Annotated in this window: 18 protein-coding genes and 1 tRNA gene; 8 read left to right on the top strand and 11 right to left on the bottom strand. The window is 43.9% G+C overall.

All coding sequences use genetic code 11. The features are described 5' to 3' along the window. Window positions 1-26: 26 nt before the first annotated feature. The 4 genes from R7P35_RS14600 to R7P35_RS14585 form a co-directional block, all read right to left on the bottom strand. Window positions 27-896 (bottom strand): hypothetical protein, encoded by an 870-nt coding sequence (locus R7P35_RS14600; RefSeq protein ID WP_213904386.1) that lies wholly within the window; start codon window positions 894-896, stop codon window positions 27-29. A 1,035-nt stretch (window positions 897-1,931) separates the two neighbouring features. Next, on the bottom strand, window positions 1,932-2,162 hold the full coding sequence (locus R7P35_RS14595) for a hypothetical protein (protein WP_213904385.1): 231 nt from the start codon (window positions 2,160-2,162) through the stop codon (window positions 1,932-1,934). 87 nt (window positions 2,163-2,249) lie between these two features. Further along, window positions 2,250-2,804, bottom strand: coding sequence for a sugar O-acetyltransferase (locus tag R7P35_RS14590; protein WP_031780875.1), 555 nt, complete (start codon window positions 2,802-2,804; stop codon window positions 2,250-2,252). A gap of 129 nt (window positions 2,805-2,933) precedes the next feature. Then, window positions 2,934-3,332 (bottom strand): OsmC family protein, encoded by a 399-nt coding sequence (locus tag R7P35_RS14585; protein ID WP_005374132.1) that lies wholly within the window; start codon window positions 3,330-3,332, stop codon window positions 2,934-2,936. Between the two features lie 202 nt (window positions 3,333-3,534). On the opposite strand from R7P35_RS14585, the gene msrB reads away from it, so the two are divergent. Together msrB and R7P35_RS14575 are read left to right on the top strand one after the other, a co-directional pair. Then, complete coding sequence (gene msrB / locus R7P35_RS14580; RefSeq protein WP_005374134.1) at window positions 3,535-4,677, top strand: peptide-methionine (R)-S-oxide reductase MsrB; 1,143 nt, start codon at window positions 3,535-3,537, stop codon at window positions 4,675-4,677. A 33-nt stretch (window positions 4,678-4,710) separates the two neighbouring features. Further along, window positions 4,711-4,857, top strand: a complete 147-nt coding sequence (locus R7P35_RS14575; protein ID WP_005374142.1) for a DUF2256 domain-containing protein — start codon at window positions 4,711-4,713, stop codon at window positions 4,855-4,857. Window positions 4,858-4,918: 61 nt separating this feature from the next. Here R7P35_RS14575 and R7P35_RS14570 read toward each other — a convergent pair whose 3' ends face one another. Genes R7P35_RS14570 through R7P35_RS14560 form a run of 3 tightly spaced genes read right to left on the bottom strand, consistent with a single transcriptional unit; the run spans window position 4,919 to window position 8,522 of the window. Beyond that, complete coding sequence (locus R7P35_RS14570) at window positions 4,919-5,626, bottom strand: SDR family oxidoreductase (RefSeq protein ID WP_005374144.1); 708 nt, start codon at window positions 5,624-5,626, stop codon at window positions 4,919-4,921. Further along, window positions 5,626-7,170, bottom strand: a complete 1,545-nt coding sequence (locus R7P35_RS14565; protein WP_005374147.1) for a cryptochrome/photolyase family protein — start codon at window positions 7,168-7,170, stop codon at window positions 5,626-5,628. The genes R7P35_RS14570 and R7P35_RS14565 overlap by 1 nt, the downstream gene beginning before the upstream one ends. Continuing rightward, on the bottom strand, window positions 7,170-8,522 hold the full coding sequence (locus tag R7P35_RS14560; protein ID WP_318092252.1) for a DASH family cryptochrome: 1,353 nt from the start codon (window positions 8,520-8,522) through the stop codon (window positions 7,170-7,172). Before R7P35_RS14560 ends, R7P35_RS14565 begins: the two co-directional genes overlap by 1 nt. 349 nt (window positions 8,523-8,871) lie before the next feature. On the opposite strand from R7P35_RS14560, the gene R7P35_RS14555 reads away from it, so the two are divergent. Next, window positions 8,872-9,885: a GGDEF domain-containing protein gene (locus R7P35_RS14555; protein WP_005374150.1), complete on the top strand. Its 1,014-nt coding sequence runs from the start codon at window positions 8,872-8,874 to the stop codon at window positions 9,883-9,885. Window positions 9,886-9,975: 90 nt separating this feature from the next. On the opposite strand, the gene R7P35_RS14550 is transcribed toward R7P35_RS14555, so the two are convergent. Continuing rightward, the gene (locus tag R7P35_RS14550; RefSeq protein ID WP_005374156.1) at window positions 9,976-10,554 is read right to left on the bottom strand and encodes a malate synthase; all 579 of its coding nucleotides are present in this window, start codon (window positions 10,552-10,554) and stop codon (window positions 9,976-9,978) included. Window positions 10,555-10,728: 174 nt separating this feature from the next. On the opposite strand from R7P35_RS14550, the gene R7P35_RS14545 reads away from it, so the two are divergent. After that, a complete protein-coding gene (locus tag R7P35_RS14545) occupies window positions 10,729-12,285 on the top strand; it encodes a DUF3612 domain-containing protein (protein ID WP_171344279.1) in 1,557 nt (518 codons plus the stop codon). A 387-nt stretch (window positions 12,286-12,672) separates the two neighbouring features. Here the strand turns inward: R7P35_RS14545 and R7P35_RS14540 are convergent, their stop codons facing one another. Next, on the bottom strand, window positions 12,673-14,028 hold the full coding sequence (locus R7P35_RS14540) for a diguanylate cyclase (protein ID WP_005374160.1): 1,356 nt from the start codon (window positions 14,026-14,028) through the stop codon (window positions 12,673-12,675). Between the two features lie 132 nt (window positions 14,029-14,160). On the opposite strand from R7P35_RS14540, the gene R7P35_RS14535 reads away from it, so the two are divergent. Continuing rightward, on the top strand, window positions 14,161-14,766 hold the full coding sequence (locus tag R7P35_RS14535) for an alpha-ketoglutarate-dependent dioxygenase AlkB family protein (protein ID WP_005374161.1): 606 nt from the start codon (window positions 14,161-14,163) through the stop codon (window positions 14,764-14,766). A 69-nt stretch (window positions 14,767-14,835) separates the two neighbouring features. Next, window positions 14,836-15,924, top strand: coding sequence for a DUF3541 domain-containing protein (locus R7P35_RS14530; protein WP_005374164.1), 1,089 nt, complete (start codon window positions 14,836-14,838; stop codon window positions 15,922-15,924). Window positions 15,925-15,978: 54 nt separating this feature from the next. On the opposite strand, the gene R7P35_RS14525 is transcribed toward R7P35_RS14530, so the two are convergent. Beyond that, window positions 15,979-17,187 (bottom strand): NupC/NupG family nucleoside CNT transporter, encoded by a 1,209-nt coding sequence (locus tag R7P35_RS14525; RefSeq protein WP_017635515.1) that lies wholly within the window; start codon window positions 17,185-17,187, stop codon window positions 15,979-15,981. Between the two features lie 561 nt (window positions 17,188-17,748). Between R7P35_RS14525 and R7P35_RS14520 the strand changes: the two genes are divergently transcribed. Then, a tRNA-Leu gene (locus tag R7P35_RS14520) sits at window positions 17,749-17,832 on the top strand. A 32-nt stretch (window positions 17,833-17,864) separates the two neighbouring features. After that, the gene (locus tag R7P35_RS14515; protein WP_005374167.1) at window positions 17,865-18,476 is read left to right on the top strand and encodes a DUF2913 family protein; all 612 of its coding nucleotides are present in this window, start codon (window positions 17,865-17,867) and stop codon (window positions 18,474-18,476) included. 78 nt (window positions 18,477-18,554) lie between these two features. Here the strand turns inward: R7P35_RS14515 and R7P35_RS14510 are convergent, their stop codons facing one another. Then, complete coding sequence (locus R7P35_RS14510) at window positions 18,555-19,955, bottom strand: tryptophanase (RefSeq protein WP_054728609.1); 1,401 nt, start codon at window positions 19,953-19,955, stop codon at window positions 18,555-18,557. Window positions 19,956-20,088 lie beyond the last annotated feature (133 nt).

The following is a 20,088-nucleotide window of genomic DNA, read 5'->3' as shown; positions in this document are numbered from 1 at the left end:
GGATATCCTTAATTGTTGTTATTTTCCTAGAAGGAGTAAGTCACTGTCGCGATGTAAGACGCTTTCTCTTGGTCCAACAAATCGATGTTGCCCAAGGTGCCTCGCTCTGCATCTTGATAGAAACCCGTTGATGACGCCGCGAGTACCAATGACCAGCTTTCATCAAACTCGTATGTGCCGTACAACGCCCCTTCATACTGCCAACTGCTTCTGCGCGTACCTTGATAACTGATGCTGTTACCACCTAACGCCGTGATCCCCACTGCGAACGATTCCCACGACTTTTCCGCAACAGCAAACAATGAGTAAGTCCACTCAGTCAGCGAGCGTCCCCCCATGGTTTTATATTCGTGGAAATTTTTTCTCAGTCTTGGCGAAACCGAAAAATCGACGCTCCAAGCTGAAAAAGAGATCGGCACATCTAAACGAACCGCGGTGTGCAGTTCATCTTTACGAGATGTTTCTGAAGTTGGAATGGTGAGCTGACCCGCAACGCCGATTTTCCCTGTATCTCCAAAGCGATATAGGTTCGTGTATTGCAAGCCCAACACCGAATCTGTCGCGTAGGTGCCGACTTCATCTTCTAGGGCACGATAGCCCCCCGTAGAAAAATAGGCTTTTGTGCCGCTCGAAAAGGAATAAACGAGATCGCCTCCCCACGAGAAATTGCGGACAGAACGGTAGTCGTCTTTATCGTAAACGTTTGTATCGTAAGATAGGTAAACGGCCCCACTAAACTTACAAACAATACAGGACGTATCTCCTTCATTTTGTGTAGATTCAGGCGTGCTAGTGCTATCAATTACACTCGTTTCCACCGCGAATGATGGCGCTGAAAACAGCGTACCCAACAACATTGCAAGCGGCGTCATCATCCACTTTGTTGTGTGCTGCATGTTTTGAAACTTCCATGAGAATTAAGTTTATTAGAATAAACTTAAAGACAAACAGATTATTGGGATGAAATTCCAAAAAAATTCAGATAATCAACCCCAATAAACCTATCAACCATAAAATTACTCTTATGGTTAAATCCTTATTTAACTTTTTAATACTATTTATCTGAGTATTATCGCGTTCTACTTTGCTTAAAAACGTACTTTAAAATGACTTTTTATAAATAAAGCCACACACCACAACATTAAAGAAGCAGCAAAGCAACGTCATTAAAACAAAAGTTAAAAGACAATTATTATCAACAACTTAAAATCAACAAAAACAGTTAAAATGAATGAGTCAAAATGTATAAGTTAAAATACAATAAAAATATAAGAACATCATTCCGTTTAATTTTAGTCGTTATTGTATTGAGAAAGTTTAATTTTCAATTTCTAAAATTGGTGGGATACACACAAGAGAAATCATCAAAACCATCCGTTGTTAATAATGAATTTCGCATTTAAAACAAAAGATAGAAACAAGATCAAATTCATGTTTTCTAATATATCGATTCAACCTTTCACAAGTTTGAATAGAAAATCAAACCTTTAGTCAATCTAAAAACAATAAAACATTCACCAAGTGAATGCACAAAAGATAAATCAAAACTAAATAGCACATACGGTCAGCATATTTGTGAATTACTATTCATTAATTATTTTTTTATAAATTAAACGTTAATGTGACCAATTTCACACAATTGTGCTACATACAACATAAAGCAAACGAAATTTAAGTGTTTACTGACCCAAAACGTGTCGATAGAACAGAGTTTAAACATCGAGCTGAAACACGTATTTCCCACCAAAATTTATTATATATAGCAGTGAGTTATCTGTACCCAAGCGGTTAAAATGCGTACTGATGTGACTCATTTTTGAGAGAGGAACACAAGAAGAGCAAAAGCACTAAAAGAGGATGATGCGATTTGAATAACCAGTGCTTCAAACCGCACTTATGAACTTATGCAGAGAAAGAAGAACTATCAGTTACTATTGAATGGTTTTATGACCACAGTTTTCGCAGATCAAATGACGTTCAAATTCATCCATAGAGGCAAGGAAGGCGCCGAATACAACACTTTTGATAAAGCCAGCGATGAACTCTTTCTTTTTGCGATTTTTATCACCTTCAAAGCCACTTTTTTTTCTAACTAACACCACGACATGATGCGTTTCTACCCCACATGTAGGGCACATGAGGACTTCTGTCATGTTCGACATCTTAGACTCCTTGATGAATTATCCCTTTCTGCTGGCATGATTCTCTTACGCCTGTAAAGCGAGTCATCATGCCATCACTATCGATTCTTACTCTTCTTCGTTGAGACGACGAATCAACTTAGCTGGCGTGCCTCCGTATAGACAATCTGGCGGCACATCATGGTTGACTACCGAGTTCGCTGCAATCACCGAGCGAGCGCCAACTGTTACACCTTGGTTAATAACGGAGTTACCGCCAATCCACACATCATCTTCAATCGTGATGGGTTTACAAAACGTTTCCCAACGTCGGCGACTGCGGTAATCAACAGAATGAGAAGCGGTATAAAATTGCACGCTCGGTCCAATGAGCACGTGGTTCCCGATGGTAATTTTGGCACCATCGAGCATGACCACGTTCATGTTGATAAAGGTTTCTTCACCTATTTCGATGGTCTTACCAAATTCACAATGAAAAGGGGACTGGACAATACAACGGCCTACCTTGCCAAATAGCTGCTTTTGCAATTCGTCGCGCTGACTTTCGTCGGTGTTATTATTAAGTGCTCTAAGTGCTTGAAGAGCATGGCTTCTAATGGCGTCAATTTCTTTGTCCATGCCATCAAAGACCTGGCCAGACATCATTTTTTCTAGTTCTGTCACTGGAAGACTCCTACAACCTGCAATTACTGCTTTCAGATTCTTCACAAGGTACGTGAACTGCGAAATAAAAAAAGAGAAAAGCCCGGACTTTTCTCTTTCCTGTTTTTATATTTTGTGGAGTCTGTCAACTTACACAATTTCCCAACTGTGGGTCATCTCAACACCTTCGCCTAGCATTAAGCAAACCGAGCAGTATTTTTCTAGCGAGTCAGCCGCCACTTTTGCTACGACTTCTGGGTCAAGCTCGTCACCTGACACTTCAAAGTGGATATTCACTTGCGTAAAGATACGCGGTGCGGTTTCACGACGCTCTGTGGTTAGCTTGGCATTAACTGACGAAACCTTTTGGCCTGCTGTTTTCAAACCATCAACAACATCGACAGAGCTACAGCCACCAGCAGCCATTAGTACCATTTCCATTGGGCTTGGTGCGGTTGCACCACCATTGCCATCCATCACTACGGAGTGGCCCGACTGAGATTGCCCAAGGAATTTAAAATCTTCTATCCATTTAACTTCAGCTTGCATGATTTACCTCATTTAGCATCGCTCATTCAAGGCATCGTTGCCCTTACTAGCGGTATGTTTCTTGTCGATACTTTAGCTCTATCGCATAAAAGGGCAACGGAATTTTCAACATTACTGTAATTTTTTCGCTCGGTTACCTTTCTCTATACGTAACACTTTTTATTTAAGTAACACTTTCTACAAAAATAACGATGAGGTAGCTATGAAGAATATGTCTAAGTTATTGGCCGGTTTCTCCTTCGCACTTCCAGTCTTGTTTCTACTATTGAGTAAAACAGGTACCGCCGATACGATGGATAAGCTGAAGGCTTCAGAGAATACAAGAATCGCAACGCTAGCTGGCGGTTGTTTCTGGTGTACAGAATCGGATTTAGAGCAACTGCCCGGCGTAATCGATGTTGTATCAGGTTATTCAGGTGGTCATATTGAAAACCCGACTTACCGCCAAGTCTCTTCTGGTAAATCTGGTCATATTGAAGTGATTGAGGTGAAGTACGATCCTGCTGTCGTGAACTACGAGCAAGTGCTGGACTACTTCTTCCGTCATATCGACCCTACCGACGATAAAGGTTCATTTGTTGACCGTGGTCCTCAATACCGTCCAGCGATCTTCTACCATAATGCGGAGCAAAAGCAGATTGCTAAGCAGTTTATGATGGAAATCGACAAGGCGATGATCTATCCAAAACCGTTGAAAACAGAGCTGATCGAGTTTGAAAAGTTTTACCCTGCGGAGTCGTACCATCAGGATTACTACAAGAAGAGTAGCTTGAAGTACAAATACTACCGCTACGCATCAGGTCGCGATAAATATCTCGACGAAGTATTTGGTGAAGATCGAAAAGAAAGTCCTAAAACACTTCGACAGTTGATTGAAGAAAAAAAGCTGCTTTCGAAAGTGAAAGCGTACAGTAAACCTGCTCAGTCTGAAATCAAATCAAACTTAACAGAGCTACAGTATTACGTGACGCAAGAAGAAGGCACGGAGCGTCCGTTTGATAATGAATACTGGGACAACAAAGAAGCGGGAATTTATGTGGATATTGTGACCGGTGAACCGCTATTTTCTTCTACTGATAAATACAAATCTGGCACAGGTTGGCCAAGCTTTACTCGACCAATTAACCCGGGTTACATCGTGGAGAAAACCGATTATAAACTGCTCTACCCTAGAACGGAGATCCGCAGTAAGTTTGGTGATTCACACCTAGGTCATGTGTTTAAAGATGGTCCGAAGCCGACGGGATTACGCTATTGTATGAACTCTGCTGCGATGAAATTTGTACCTGTGAACAAGATGGCGAGTTTAGGCTACGGCGATTACCTGTACCTATTTGATAAGTAGTTTTAACCAAATTAGGAGTGAACATTCAGCGCGATGAAAGGTTTTAAATCCAACCTTCCCATGAAAGTCTGTCCGGTCTGTCAGCGCCCATTTTCTTGGAGAAAGAAGTGGGCGCGAAATTGGGAGGAAATCGTTTATTGTTCTGAGCGTTGCCGAAGAAATAAATCAACGAAAACGTAGGTCACTCCGACCCTCTCTGGAGTATGTTATTTCATTTGTATTAACGTTTGTACGCGTTCTCTTACCAAGGTAATAACGTCCCATCATAAGCCCAAAACGCCCCGCTATCTTGCGGGGTTGCTTTTTCTATCAAGCCTAATAAATCCTTTGCGACTCGCTCTGGTGTGAACAGCTTTCCCTCTGGCACATTGGTTTGAAAAGGTGCCGACAAAGCGGTGTCTGTAGTACCTGGGTGAAGTGACAGCACCGTGCCATGTTTGACCATTCTTTGCCATTCGATCGACATGGTTTTGAGGAACATGTTTAATGCGGCTTTCGATGCTCGATAGCTGTACCAACCACCTAACTGATTATCGCTAATGCTGCCAACTTTGGCTGAAATGGTCGCAAACTTAGGTGCAGTACTGCATTTTAGCTTGGGCGTGAAGTATTTTGCCAACAGTAAACTTGGCAAAGTATTGACCGTGATGGTTTGCTGAAAGAAGTCTGCGTCGAGCGAGCTAAGATTCTTCTCAGGACCTTTCTCTTGGGTGTGCAACATACCAACACAGTTCACCAACCAATCGACGTGTTCAATCTGCTCACTGAACGCTTTTACCTGCTCGTCTTGCGATACATCCACTTGATGCCAAACGACATTTGGGTGTTGCCAATCTGGTTGCTGCTTACGATAAGTGGCATGCACGCGCGCTTGAGGGAACCGAGCTGCGGCTTCTTGAACCATCGCCAAACCAATTCCACCATTGCCACCGACGATGAGTATTTCCATCACAAGTTCTCCACGTTTTCTATGTAGTGCTCTGCGGTATCAAGAATCGCTTGGCGTTGCTGTTCTTCCATGTTGTCCCAAGAGCGGAAAATCATCCCGATTCGTGGATTGGCTGCGAGGCGCTTGTCGTGTTTGTTCATAAAGCGCCAATAAAGGCTGTTAAACGGACACGATCCTTCCCCACTCCTCGCCTTATTGTCGTAATGGCAACCCTTACAGTAGTCGCTCATTTTGTTGATGTAAGAACCACTCGCCGCGTAAGGTTTGGTGCCAACAATGCCGCCATCCGCAAACAATGCCATGCCACGTGTGTTCGGCATTTCGACCCATTCAATCGCATCAACATAGATACCGAGATACCACTCATCCACTTGATCTGGGTCGATCTCGGTTAGCAAGCAAAAGTTACCAGTGACCATCAATCGTTGGATGTGGTGTGCGTAGGCGTAATCGAGGGACTGCCCAATCGCATTGCGCATACAAGCCATTTTAGTTTCACCATTCCAGAAGAAATCTGGCAGCTTTCTTTCTGCGCCCAATTCGTTGTTTTTCGGGTAATGAGGCATGTTCGCCCAATAGACCCCTCGAATGTACTCTCGCCATCCTAAGATTTGGCGAATAAACCCTTCAACTTGAGAAATGTCGATGTCCGCGTTGGAATGAAATGCCTTGAGTGAAGCATCAATGACTTCTCTCGGGTGCAGTAATTTGCTGTTAAGCGAGAATGAAATTCGGCTGTGATACAAGCTCCACTTAGCGTCGTGCTGGCCTGTCATGGCATCTTGAAAACGTCCGAATAACGGCAGACAGACTTGGCAGAAATGCGCGAGTAAAGAGAGGCTTTGCGCGCGATTAATCGGCCACAACAAGTCCCCTTCGAGATTTCCGATGGTTTTGATGTCATGTCGTGCCAGCCGCTCAATAATGCCGTGGATGTCAGTACTGAACATCAAAGGTTGTGGCAGTTGTTCAATGTCTTTGGCTTTGAGCTTGTTACGATTATTGGCATCGTAATTCCATTTTCCGCCGACGGGCTTTCCGTCTTGCATCAAGATGTCGAAGCGCTTGCGCATACGGCGGTAAAAGTGCTCCATCATGATGTGTTTACCTTGAGGAAACTGCGATTCTATTTCCTCAAACGGCAACAAAAAATGTTCCGAGTCGACACAACGCGTCACGACCCCATCAAGCTTTAGTTTGGCTAACTGCTCCAGAAGACGGTATTCATCCGGGCGTTGATATTCAAACTTACTTGCACCAACTTCACTCGCGTAGTGTTGCAAGACTTGCTCAAGATCGTCGAAGGATTGTGTGTCATCCAACGTGAGGTGCAGAACTTGGTGACCTTCACTCTGACGCTCTTTCGCAAACTGTTCCATTGCGGAAAAGAACGCACACACTTTCTGAATATGATGCGTGACGTAAGTATTCTCTTGCTTGAGCTCCGCAATCAGGTAAAGCACTTGCTCATCCGGTTGCTGAAACCAAGAGTGCTCACTGTTAAGTTGATCGCCCAAGATCAATCGTACGGTTTCAAATTGCATTACGGTTTCTCCGATGACGAAGCTTTGTCACTGCTGCCCATCACAATCGGCCAATCGACCATGTCTACACTATCCAAATGCGCGCCAGGACAACGACCTTGCCACCTATCGATGAACTCCATGTGCGGGTCGTACATTTCGGTTTGCTTTTCGAGGTTGAATTGTCGTGAACCACGCGGATCAGCACCAACGCCTGCTAAGTATTGCCAATTTCCCCAGTTTGATGCCACATCGTAATCGACCAGTTGTGACTCAAAGTACGCCGCGCCATAACGCCAATCGAGGCCAAGCTCATGCACCAAACAACTGGCAACTAACTGTCTGCCACGATTCGACATATAACCCGTTTCATTAAGTTGGTGCATACACGCATTGACGATAGGAAATGGCGTTTCACCTTTCTTCCATTGTTGAAAACGGTGCGCGTAAAAGCTGGTGAGTGGTGCTCGATTTTGGATGCCACCGAATCGGAAGAGCTGTCGCTTGTGTCGACGGGCATACCAATAAAAGTATTCACGCCAAAGCAGTTCGAAGTAAATCCAGTAGGTTGAATCATTTGCACCATTCTCCGCTTCATAACGTTTCAACATGGCATAAATAGTTTTCGGAGAAACGCACCCATGAGCTAACCAAGGAGAGAACTTGGTGGAGGAATCCATGCCATCTAAACCGTTGCGTGTTTGTTTGTATTCACTGGCTAGTGTGGAAGCAAAATACTGGCGACAATGTTCAAGCCCGCGGCTTTCTCCACCATGAAACGCAGCTTTTGCGTCAAAGTAATATGCAGTAACGGAAGGAAGATTCACACCTAAAGGAATTGGAGGTAACGAACGGATACTCTCGTGGGGCCGAGAGATGTCTAAACCTTCAACTTGCTTTCTAAACTGCGTGAAAGTGGTAGGCAGATTGCTCAAGTCAAATGGCAGTTGTTCTTCCCTTAACAGGGTCCGGATTGCTTGCTGTTTTATTTTTACATGAGACGCGCCTTCAACTGCGCGATCTAACGCTTGTTGCTCATCCGAACCGGGAAAGGCGTCAGCATATATATGTGTGACGCCGAAGCGATTAACAGCATACTTGATTGCTTGATCGGGCGTTAGTTCAACCGCCCATAATCGCTGACCAAGGTGATTCAAAGATTGATTGAGTTCACTAAGCGATGAGTCGAGAAACTGCAATTTCGCGCGCCCGAAAGAGGCTTCCTGCGCAAAGTGATGCAAGTAAGGCGTCATTGAAGGGTAGCAATACAAGCAAATTAACTCGTCCATTTCTACACTGGCGCTTTTCAACAGTGGGTTGTCGTGCAATCGCAAGTCGTTCGTGAACCAATAAAGTCCTATTTTCTTTTTCAATTCGCACCCTCAGATGTTAATTCTTCGTCTACGAGTTCTTTTCACGGAGACCCTGACGTTAAGCCTTTTGATTTACTTGCTTTTATACGAAAACGAGAGTTTGACGATCATTAGGTTACTAACGTTCACACGGAATCCATTTGCTGGATATCTCAAAACACGCAATACCACCAAATGCCTGTACATGTTTCATACTGATATTTTATAAAATTTGAATCCAACGGTATTGATCACGATCTTAATCACTCATTTTCTATATAAACCATGCAAAAGTGATAAAAATTAAAGCGACATTAGTTAATATCCGTTAATCTAAGCCCAATCCCATTTTGCTAGTACCATCGCAGAAATGACCGACGAGTTTAAGAAATCAACCGCTAATTTAAAAAAAGCGGTCCCACTGATGATCAAAAACCATGTTGCTGCCACGCCAGCCAACTACGCGCTTTGGTATACCTACGTTGACAAGACCATTCCAGAACTCAACTTTGAGTTAGACACGGTGTTAGAAAACTACGGTATTTGCCCGCCAGCAACCAATAAACAGCTTTACAACAACTATGTGGCCAGCAAAGCAGAAACCAGCCTTGAAGATCTTAGAACCAATGTAGAAGTTCTGCTACATGAAGTATCCAGTTCAATGAGCGATACAATTTCAGATACTTCCTCCTTTTCTGAGATGGTAGACAAAAGCTTTAATAAACTGGAAAAAGTTGAGGACAATAGCCTAAGCATTGAAGAAGTGATGGTAGTGATTCGTCAACTTGTCGCAGAGTCACACGAAATTCGTCACTCAACAAAGTTTTTGAATAGCCAATTGACTAACGCGAGTGAAGAAATTTCTCGCCTCAAAAACCAACTGGCTGAAGTACAGCAAGATGCGTTGTTCGATGGTTTGTCAAACCTATACAACCGCCGAGCATTTGACAAAGATCTCTCTTCACTTATTGCATCAAATCAGGCAATGACCTTGATCATGCTTGATATCGATCATTTCAAATCATTTAACGACAATTACGGGCACCTTTTTGGCGATACAGTATTAAAAGCCATTGCCCGCCGGCTACAACAAAGTTGTCGAGATGGGATATGTGCGTACCGTTTTGGTGGTGAAGAATTCGCGTTAATTGTACCTAACAAATCTCTGCGAATTGCTCGCCAATATGCAGACACACTACGCCGGATGATAGAAAAACTGCGTATCAGAGATAAGCGCTCAGGCACACAAGTTCACAGCATTACCGCTTCTTTTGGGGTAGCAGAGTTTGAGCCTGGTGATACGCCTGAAGCCTTAATCAATAAAGCCGATAAACAGCTTTATGAAGCAAAACAACTCGGTCGTAACCGCGTGATGCCAATTTAAATAAACTGGCTAAGCGAAAACGACTTTTATGATGAAAAAGAAAACCCCGCGCTGTAAAGTGCGGGGTTTTTGTATCCAATCATGAGTATCTTAATCGACGCTGTAACAATAACTTAGAATGTAGTCGTCACCATTTTTTGCGGTATATTCTTTATCTTCACTGCATGCCATCGGCTTACCTTTTTTGTCGCCTTTGATTAGGCTTATCCAATGGCGCATCGCGGTTGGTGCATTGCCAGTTAGTTCAGGATGAAACGTCGTGCGAGTTTCCAATTGAATATCGTCAATGTCCACTAATTCCACGCAACCAGTGCCTTTGTGACAGCCAAACAGCACTTCTACATGATTGCCCGAATCATCTTTAAACAAAATCGACTTTGGATCTTCCTTTTCACCAGTGTACGCCACAAAATGTTTCGGACTTTTCAGGCCGCTATGCGTACCGTCTTTGAAGTAAGCCAATACATGGCGATAATCAATTACGTAACTTGATACGTCTTGGTGCGACCCGTTCTCCAATGGGAACATGCGGTCAAGCAGTTGCTTCGCTTTTACTTGTTTCTCACTCTGCTGCTCGGCACTTACCGCTTCGACGGCAAATACGGCTTCAGCGATAAATGGGCGTTGTTGTTGTTGCATCTCTTTTTTATCGAAGTTCAGCATATTCATCGTCATATCCTCGCACTTAAAAACTCGTCCTAGAGTAAAAACTTAAATCCTTTATTTAAGTTTCAGGCAATTCTGTGAAGTGGATGGTTAATTTCCTTGCCTGCTCATTATGTAGACTAGCGAAATATTGACTACAATTTCACAACAAAAATTTTACAATGTGAATTTTACAAAATGTCTGTGTCAAAAAGCCTTATTCGTCAGTCTCATTTTCTTGGTACGAAAATTCGTAATCTAAGAAAAAACAACCATTTAACGATGGAGGATTTATCTGCCCGTTGTGTAAGAATTAATCCAGAGTACGCTCCTTCGGTTTCTTACCTTTCGATGATTGAGCGCGGAAAACGCGTACCGAGTATCGATATGCTCGAAGTGATCGCGGAAGTTTTTCAAAAAGATCCTGCGTGGTTTTTAGATGATGAACCCGAATTAGAAGCCATCACACCCAACAAAGGGAATCGTGGTGGGATTAGTGGCATGGCGCTGGAGCCGAGCTTCCTGTTCTCCAATGATATTCTTCAAATCGCGATACCAGAAATGCTCTCCCAAACAGGTATCACGGGGCGTCAATTCGCCCACTTACTGATCCGTGCACACCAAGAAAACCATCAAAACCATTTTCCTGATTTAGAGCGCGCCGCCGAAGAGGTCGGCTTGAAGCGGCTGAATCTATCTGTAGAAGATCTCGTAGACATTGCAAAGAGTATGGGATTGGATATCCGCTGGGTAGATCGAGCGCCACAAGATGTGATTGATGAACTGGGCGTCAGCGCCAAACAGTTGATTACGTCTTTCATGGAGCCACCTGGGACTATTTATCTCAATAAACGAATGCGTGACTATCCAACCCGATTGAAGTATGACTTGGCGGTATATATCGGCCATCGAGTGCTCCATAGCAGCGATGCAATGAATAACGTTTTATCTATCGGGCATCAAAACAATTGGGAGCAAATGGACAGCCCTGTGTCGAACTCTGAACTCAATTCGCAAGATATCCTGCAAGCTTGGCGTGATTTTGAGTCCAGCTTTTTTGCTGGTGCCTTGCTTTGCCCCAAAGTACCATTTCGTCAGTTGCTTGACCGCTCCGGTTACGAAATTGATGTTCACAAAAAGGCCGGCGTTTCTCCTTCCGTTGCAATGCGTCGCATGACGGTGGTCTCGCCTTACCCTCATTGGCACTATTTTGATGCCTATGGCCCTGGCAAGTTAAAAGCAGTGTATCGAGGAAACGGTATTCCATTGCCTTGGGGTAACATGCGCAAAGTGAACGACCCTTGCCAGCACTGGGCGGTATTCCGACGCCTTTCCCAGCCTTTGGATACAAGTTCAGCGCAAATTTCGATTTTAAATGTTGGCGACGAGCCACGTATCTACTGCTGCGAATCGGTCAACGTATTTGATCCTGCGGGGAATAATCGCGTGCTATGTGCCGGTATTGATCTTAACCCTGCCATTTCTGCACAAGGTGGCGATGCCGTTTCCATAGCGGAAGAACTTAAGTCCCTTTGTGTCGCTTCCGGCGGAAGTAGTGTTATTCCTCCCCACATCAAAAAAGACTTAACGACTATCGCTAAGATATTAAACATCAACTGGATAGAGCGCGGGATTCAAACCCAAGCAAGGTTAATCTGCTCCAGAGGGGCGGTTTGTCCAAGACAACCTAGTTGTTACAGCAAGTGCGAAGAAGCTGATGAGACGGGCAACGATGTGGATATCATCGGGCTTTAGAAAGAAAAAACGCCAATCACAATAAACGTGATTGGCGGTATATACTTGTGAACAATTTGTATTCACTAACAACGTCAGTTGGCTAGGTGACCCTCGGCTTAATAAGGGTCACTCTAAGTAAAGCACGATGCGTGCCAACTTTAAAAAAGCCGTTTTTTAGTAGATCCAGATGCATATCGTTGCTTTATTAACCATTAATTTCGCAAACTGCATTTGCAAAATGCAACATTATGCAAATATGCCACTAAATGCACTGCTAATAACGACTCTCTCAGCAAAGTGTCTGTGAACATATGAAGTCACATATTCTTGCACCTCAATGATGATGAGATTTCGGGATCCCAACTTTACCATTCCTCTAACCCCTTATTGAAACTGGGTTCAGGCTCATCCGCCATGCTTTTGTTGATACATTCTCTCATCGGCTATTTTCATCATTTGCTCAGGAGATGACATTTGCGGGTCAAATATCGCGTACCCAATACTGGCTTTCAAATAGATAAGCGTTTCATCGTAAATGACGGGCGTCGAGCATAGCGCTAATCGAAGTTTTTGTAGAAGGGACTGAACATTTTCTTCCGTTCCAGGGTGATGGACTACAACTAAAAACTCATCACCGCCCATTCTGGCCACGATGTCTGATTTACGCAGAGAGCTTTTTACCCTTTCAGCCGTAGCGATTAAAACTTTGTCACCTGCGTCGTGACCATAGGTATCGTTAATGTGTTTAAACCTATCTAGGTCAATATTAATTAAGGCGAAGCTATAACGCTTTTTATAACGTTTCGCTATTTCGAACTGCTGCTTGTAAAACTTCATAAAATAGCGACGGTTTGGTAAATTCGTGAGTTCATCGTGTAAAGCTCTGTCATCTGCAATGGTATACAGTCGATAAATGGCGAACAGCGCGAGGCTAAGTGCGAATATAATGGGATAGCCGATTACTCTAGCTAAATGCAACTGATGCCAAGAGATTTGGCGATCAGCTTTGCCTCCAGAGAAAACCACCATACTCCACCCACCATAAGGAAAATGAACCATCTCTTTTGCATATACCATGCTATTTACACTTTGCGCGCCAAAGAAAGCATCACCAAATGAGCCACCGCTATCGTAACCACGGATCATTAAAGGGTAACGATACGAGAAATCAATTACGCCGGTTTCTCTCATCAGAGCATCGAAATCAATCACCGCACTGATCACTCCCCAGTAGTCCTGATTCATTGGAGGATCAAGAAAAACAGGCACACGCACGATCAAACCTCGGCCACCTTGGATCAATGTAACGGGCCCTGCGATGAAAATTTCTTGTACATCCTTGGCTTTTTGCACCTGTACCCACTGCTGTGGCACTGCGCGGTAATCAAGGCCGATTAGGCGCTCATTACCTTGGCGTGGAAATACGTGACTAATTACATCATTTTTCGCGATACCGATGATTGTAATATGTTTACTTTTATTTAGGATTCGGTGAGCGGCGATACTCAATTCTTCTTCTTGGTTTTTAGGAAGTAAAGTAATGAGTGTCGCTAAAGTACTGGCTTTGTAGATATCCGCCATAAGTACCGCTTCCAAATTGGAACGGAGAATGGAAAGTTGTTCTTTGGCCTCAACTTGAACTCGCTCTTTGTGAAGCTCTTGCTGGTTTCGATTTAACAGCTCAATAACCCCAATACACAAAGCGAAAAAGGTGAGGAAGAACAATGCAAAATAGCATCGCTTTCTGGGTAAATAACGCATTTTCTCCCCACAACTCGTATACAACTACGAGATTTTTTATTTATTGTTAAAATTCTTATTATCACAAGAATAACCAATCATAATCAGAAAGGTAACAGTGATTGACAACTTTTATGTTTTAGGTGTGAGATGATGCATCAACAAGGCGATTTATTTGGCGGCGATCTATGGCAAGAAGTAGAAAGAGGAAAACTTTATTATGATCCTCATTTTCTTAGCCATCTTGAGGCGGATAATTACTTTGACCAACTTCGAAAGACACTGCCATGGCACCAAGAACACATTACTATGTTCGGCAAGTCAGTACTTCAACCTCGCTTACAAGCGTGGCACGGTGATGCAGCATATACTTACTCAGGCTTAACCATGCAGCCTCACCCTTGGACTCCTGAGTTAACTCAGCTCAAAGTGCGTTGTGAATCAGTTGCTGATGTCACTTTTAATTCTGTTCTCGCTAACTTATATCGACACGGGCAAGACTCAATGGGCTGGCACCAAGATAATGAACCAGAGTTAGGTAGAAACCCTGTTATCGCATCTTTGAACTTAGGTGAAACACGTCGATTTTTGCTTAGAAATTTACATTGTAAAACTGAGATTGAATATGAGCTTTCTCACGGCTCCTTACTGATTATGGCTGGCGAGCTCCAGCATCACTGGAAGCACTGCGTACCAAAAACCGCGAAAACCAAAGATGAACGTATCAACCTGACTTTTAGGCAAATTTTCAACTATTGACTCAGCTTTTACATTCTCAATTAATATTGATGGTAGGTTTAGGTTCAGGACTTCATAGGGAATGGATTTATGCGTATTAAACCTCTTAGCTTAGCGGTCTTACTCTTTTACTCACTTACCTTTGCTGCTCAGGCATCACAGGAAGACGTACCGCTTCTCGATAATACTCAATCAGCGCAGTTGATTCGTAGTACCTACGAACAAGAACTGTTCACTTTCCCGGCGTTTAAAGAGGGCCATTTTGGCTTACGCATGTACCGCCAAACATTAGATGAGAAATATCACGCTGCCATTTGGACCGACATGGCACAAGTAGCCAGCCGGTTAAACCTATTTGCTAATGAAGTCGTTGAACCAGAAGACATCATTCTCTATTCATCTCAAAGGTTGACCACGTATCAAGAGAAAGAAACCGAACGAGGGCAGCGACGCTATACCGTGACTAAACACCATCCTGAGTACCTTTATCTTGGTGTGGATTTGCTTGGCGCAATGGCAAGAGCAAACGAATATGGCCTACAACATAAACAAGACAAAACGCTGAGAAAAATTATTAGGCGCTACGATTTCTCGCGTTACGTTACGGACAAAGAGATGATAGAGGCATGGGCAGCTCAGCTTGCAAACCAAGTCTACTGGCTTCGTCAGCTAGGAGAGCAAGATGTGGTCGAGGAATTCACTCAAACCTTCCGGAACACCTACCCCGACGATAAAGATAAGATGCTTTCAGCTCAGCAGTATTGGAACAAACTCTATGGTATGACGCACATCATCTTTGCCGATTCACAGTATTATCAGGAGCGAGTAAGCGAGAAGAAACACCAATGGATTTATGATTACTTTCGCAACAACATCGACACTATCCTACTGCGCGCCAAAGAAGACGTGATTGCGGAAGTCGGCATTTCGTTTTTGTTAGCAGGCTTGGACCATGATCCGGTCGTAAAGAAGACCCGCCAAGCCATTCGTCATGCAATCAACGCAGAAAAAGGGATGATTCCGTCGGTCGACGGTAACTTTGATCTCAAGTACGGCGAACACCGTAACGTGCTAGCCATCATGCTGCTCGATTGGAAAGGGGTACATAAAGCGCCAACTTATCAAGAGCACCCAGAGGCTTTTAAATCGATACCTTACGGCTTAATGCCCAAGCCTTAGAAATAACAAAACCCGCCATTTAGGCGGGTTTTGAGTGTGGATCTTCAATCTAAATTAGAGAGAGATAAAAATTCCCGCTAAGCAAGCACTCATCAGGTTAGCGAGTGTACCAGCAGCAACCGCTTTTAGGCCTAGACTTGCAACATCTTTGCGGCGCTCAGGTGCCATCACGCCGATAGAGCCCAACTGAATCGCAATTGAGCCAATGTTCGCAAAACCACACAACGCAAAAGTGATAATAATTTGAGTATGCTCAGACAGTGTCGCTTTGTGCTGCACAAAATCGATAAACGCAACAAACTCATTCATCACCACTTTCTGACCAATGTATGAACCCGCAGCTAGAATTTCGTGGCTTGGCACACCAATCAACCACGCTAGAGGTGCAAACAAATAACCAAAAATCGCTTGTAGCGTTACGCCAGAGAAACCAAGTATCTCACCCAAGTTTTCTAGCCCCGTGTTCACCATCGCGATAACACTCACGAAAGCGATAAGCATGGTACCAACAGCAACGGCAACTTTCATACCGCCCATGGCACCGCTTGCTAGCGCATCAATTACGTTGCTTTCTTCTGATTTATCTAGCTCAATATTGTTGTAATCGCTTGGCGTTTGACGCTCAGGAACGATGATTTTTGCCATCATCAAACTACCTGGTGCTGCCATAAAGCTTGCCGCGATCAAGTATTTGAGGTCGACCCCTAAACCAGCATAACCACCAAGCACACTGCCCGCCACTGAAGCCATACCACCAGCCATCACGGCAAACAGTTCAGAGCGAGTCATGTTAGAAAGAAATGGACGAATAAGAAGTGGTGACTCGCCTTGAGATAAGAAAATGTTCCCTGTTGCAACCAAAGACTCTGCTTTACTCGTACCCAAGAACTTCTGGATAGCGCCGCCAATAAATTGAATCACTTTTTGCATAATGCCCAAATAGTAAAGGGCGGAGATAAGAGCACTGAAGAAGATGATGATAGGAAGGACACGGATAGCGAAGATAAAGCCAGAAGAAGCGAGGTCACCAAAGAGGAATTTAATCCCTTCATCAGCAAAGCTGAGTAGCCCCGCGACACCATTACTTAAACTCGCCAGCGCCGCTTGACCCAACGGGAAATAGAGCACCAAAGCAGCAAACCCCATTTGTAGCATCAAGGCGCGAGATACAGTTTTCCAATTAATGGAAGAACGACCCTCAGAAAGTAGGAAAGCACAACCTAGCAGTGCAACAATACCAAATAGACTAAATAGAACACTCATGAGCTGGACCTACTAAACGTTGAAAAAGAAAAAAGAGCCAAAGGAATTGGCAGAAGAAAGGGACAACGCAGCGAGTGATAACTCACTTTTAGATCCAGAATGTAGACAGAACGAATAGTTCGACATCTTATTTTTACCTTATACAAGCAATTGAACGTAGCTGGTCCGGTCCGTGGGGTCATTCACTGCTGGCGAGCATGTTGCTTGGCCTGCTCCATGTGACGGCTTGTATGGGTAAGGGTCCTGAACAACTAAACCCTAATTCCCGCTTAAACGGGACGCAAGTATAGCCAACAAAAAGAGATATTCATCACATTTATTTACGCAAACGTTCAAGCGTTCAAAATTTAGGCAAAAGTACTCTTTTGTCGTCATACTATTAATAAAAGTAAGGGCATAAGGATAGGCGTTGATGGTAAAAAACATAAAAGTGACCAATAAATATGCAATCAAACTCGAAAGAGCCAAAATTCGTCATTTTGCTCTCGCCAACAGGTGGATTTTGGTTATACAATTCGCGTTGCTTCTTTCGAGGCCTCTGAGTATTCAGAGCATCATGATGCCGAGATGGTGAAATTGGTAGACACGCTAGCATGAGGTGCTAGTGCCTTTGGTGTGAGGGTTCGAGTCCCTCTCTCGGCACCATTATCCTTCTTCCCTAATTTTGTTCGAGTGTAATGCAAAGTTCTAAGCAGGCAAGACAGTCTACAGATGCTAATCAACTTCTGAGTGAGCTTGCGGTTCACGCTTTATTACACCTGCACTTTAAAATTCACGCGTCCTCGCATGGCCTCTCCCTTAAAGAACGTAATGACTTACTTCAGAAATGGCTGAAACCAAAACTGAAGAGTAATCGCTATAAGCTGATTAAAAAGCCGTTAAAATCTTTGACTCAGCAGGCAAAAGGTGAGAACGGAAATCTGGAAGCATTACTCGAGCGCTGCGTCGGTGCAGACAAACCCAGCAACCCTCAACCCGATCTAGATAGCTACTTGCTGCTGATCAACGAGATTGAGAAGAAACTGGGGACTACCGTGTTATTATCTCGACCGGAAGACGTCGACTTATCTCACGACCAACACGGCTGTTTGCTGTGTGTGCTTTCTGAGAACTTAAATCAGCACTTCGATGATAATAACGCCCTAATCGCTCCTATTTCGATGCTGTTCCGCGGACCAATGAGTCAACGTTCACTTTTTCTTGGCAGCATTTACGCCAGTGGTACCTTCAATTATGAAGTGCAGTATCAAGACGACCAGTTCGTTCGCATCACATTAGAGTTGGCGTAAGTGTAACGCTAAGAAATAAACGAATCGAAAAAGGCCGCGAAACTCGCGGCCTTTTGCTTATCTAGATTTAAACTTGAGTTAATCGATCTCTTTAAATCGAGCAGTAAAGTGGCGCAGCACTGGTGGCTCGTACTCGAAAGTGAGCCCTTTTAACTCATGTGCACGATTTTTCAGTTCGATAATCGCATCCGCAATGTAATCCATATGATCGTTTGTGTAGACACGACGTGGAATGGTCAAACGCATCAACTCAAGCTCTGACACTTTTTGTTTACCCGTTTCCGGATCTCGACCAAGCAGCAACGATCCTATCTCTACTGCTCGAATACCCGCTTCCAAGTACAAAGCATTACACAATACCTGCGCAGGAAACTGATCCTCTGGAATATGTGGCAAAATCTTAGCGGCATCCACAAACACAGCATGACCACCCGTTGGGTATTGAATCGGAATACCGCCTTCACGTAAGCGCTCACCTAAGTATTGAACTTGGCTAATTCTATAGTGAAGAAAATCCTCATCCGCGGCTTCATACAAACCGCGAGCGAGCGCTTCCATATCACGCCCAGCCATGCCGCCGTATGTTACAAATCCTTCCATGGGTACGCAGCGCGTCTGCACCGCCTGGAACAACTCCTTATGATCACGAATACAACACATGCCACCAATGTTTACCATCGGGTCTTTCTTAGCTGACATGGTGAGCATATCACCGTACTGGTACATCTCACGGATGATTTCCAGAATCGATTTATTCTCGTAACCCGCTTCACGCTGCTTGATAAAGTAGGCGTTCTCACAGTAACGAGCCGAGTCAATCACCACTGGAATATCGTACTTGGTTGCAATCTCGTACACACTGCGCATGTTTTCCATCGACACAGGCTGACCACCGGAGCTATTACAAGTAATCGTGGTGATAATTGCACAAATGTTATGCGAGCCGTGCGCTTCAATTGTTGCCACCAGCTTATCGATATCAAAATTGCCCTTCCAATCATAAGGCGTAGTGGTGTCGAATGCTTCTTCCGTTACCACGTTAATCGCTTTACCGCCATTGAGTTCAATGTGACCCGCTGTGGTATCAAAATGGTAGTTCGAGATAAATACTGGCGTTTCGCCACCACGCACCTGACGCATACGCTCAATCAAAGCTGGGAACAAAATTTGCTCGGCACCACGCCCTTGGTGTGCAGGCACGGTGAGCTTATAACCGAAGAAGTGCTCCACTGCATCACACAGGTTGTAGTAATTTCGACTCCCCGCATAGGATTCATCCCCCATCATGATACCAGCCCACTGATTATCACTCATGGCACCAGTGCCTGAGTCAGTCAGCAAATCGATATAAACATCATCACTACGAAGAAGAAATGGATTATAGCCCGCTTCTTTTAACGCGACTTCACGGTCTGCCAAAGTCGTCATTTTGATTGGCTCAACCATTTTGATACGGAAAGGTTCTGGAATACGTTTCATTGTTAATTTCCTTATACGCATTGCCCTACGCAGTTTCACGTAAGACTAAAAAACAAATAGATAGAATGCTTTTCAATGCGATTGCATTGAGGAAATCAACGAGAAGAGATTTTACTAAGAAGAGACAAGCAGT

This window comes from Vibrio sp. Vb0304, from assembly GCF_033338995.1.
Lineage (GTDB): Bacteria > Pseudomonadota > Gammaproteobacteria > Enterobacterales > Vibrionaceae > Vibrio > Vibrio alginolyticus.
Note: the sequence above shows the minus strand (reverse complement) of the source record. Positions and strands in the feature narration are given on the sequence as shown.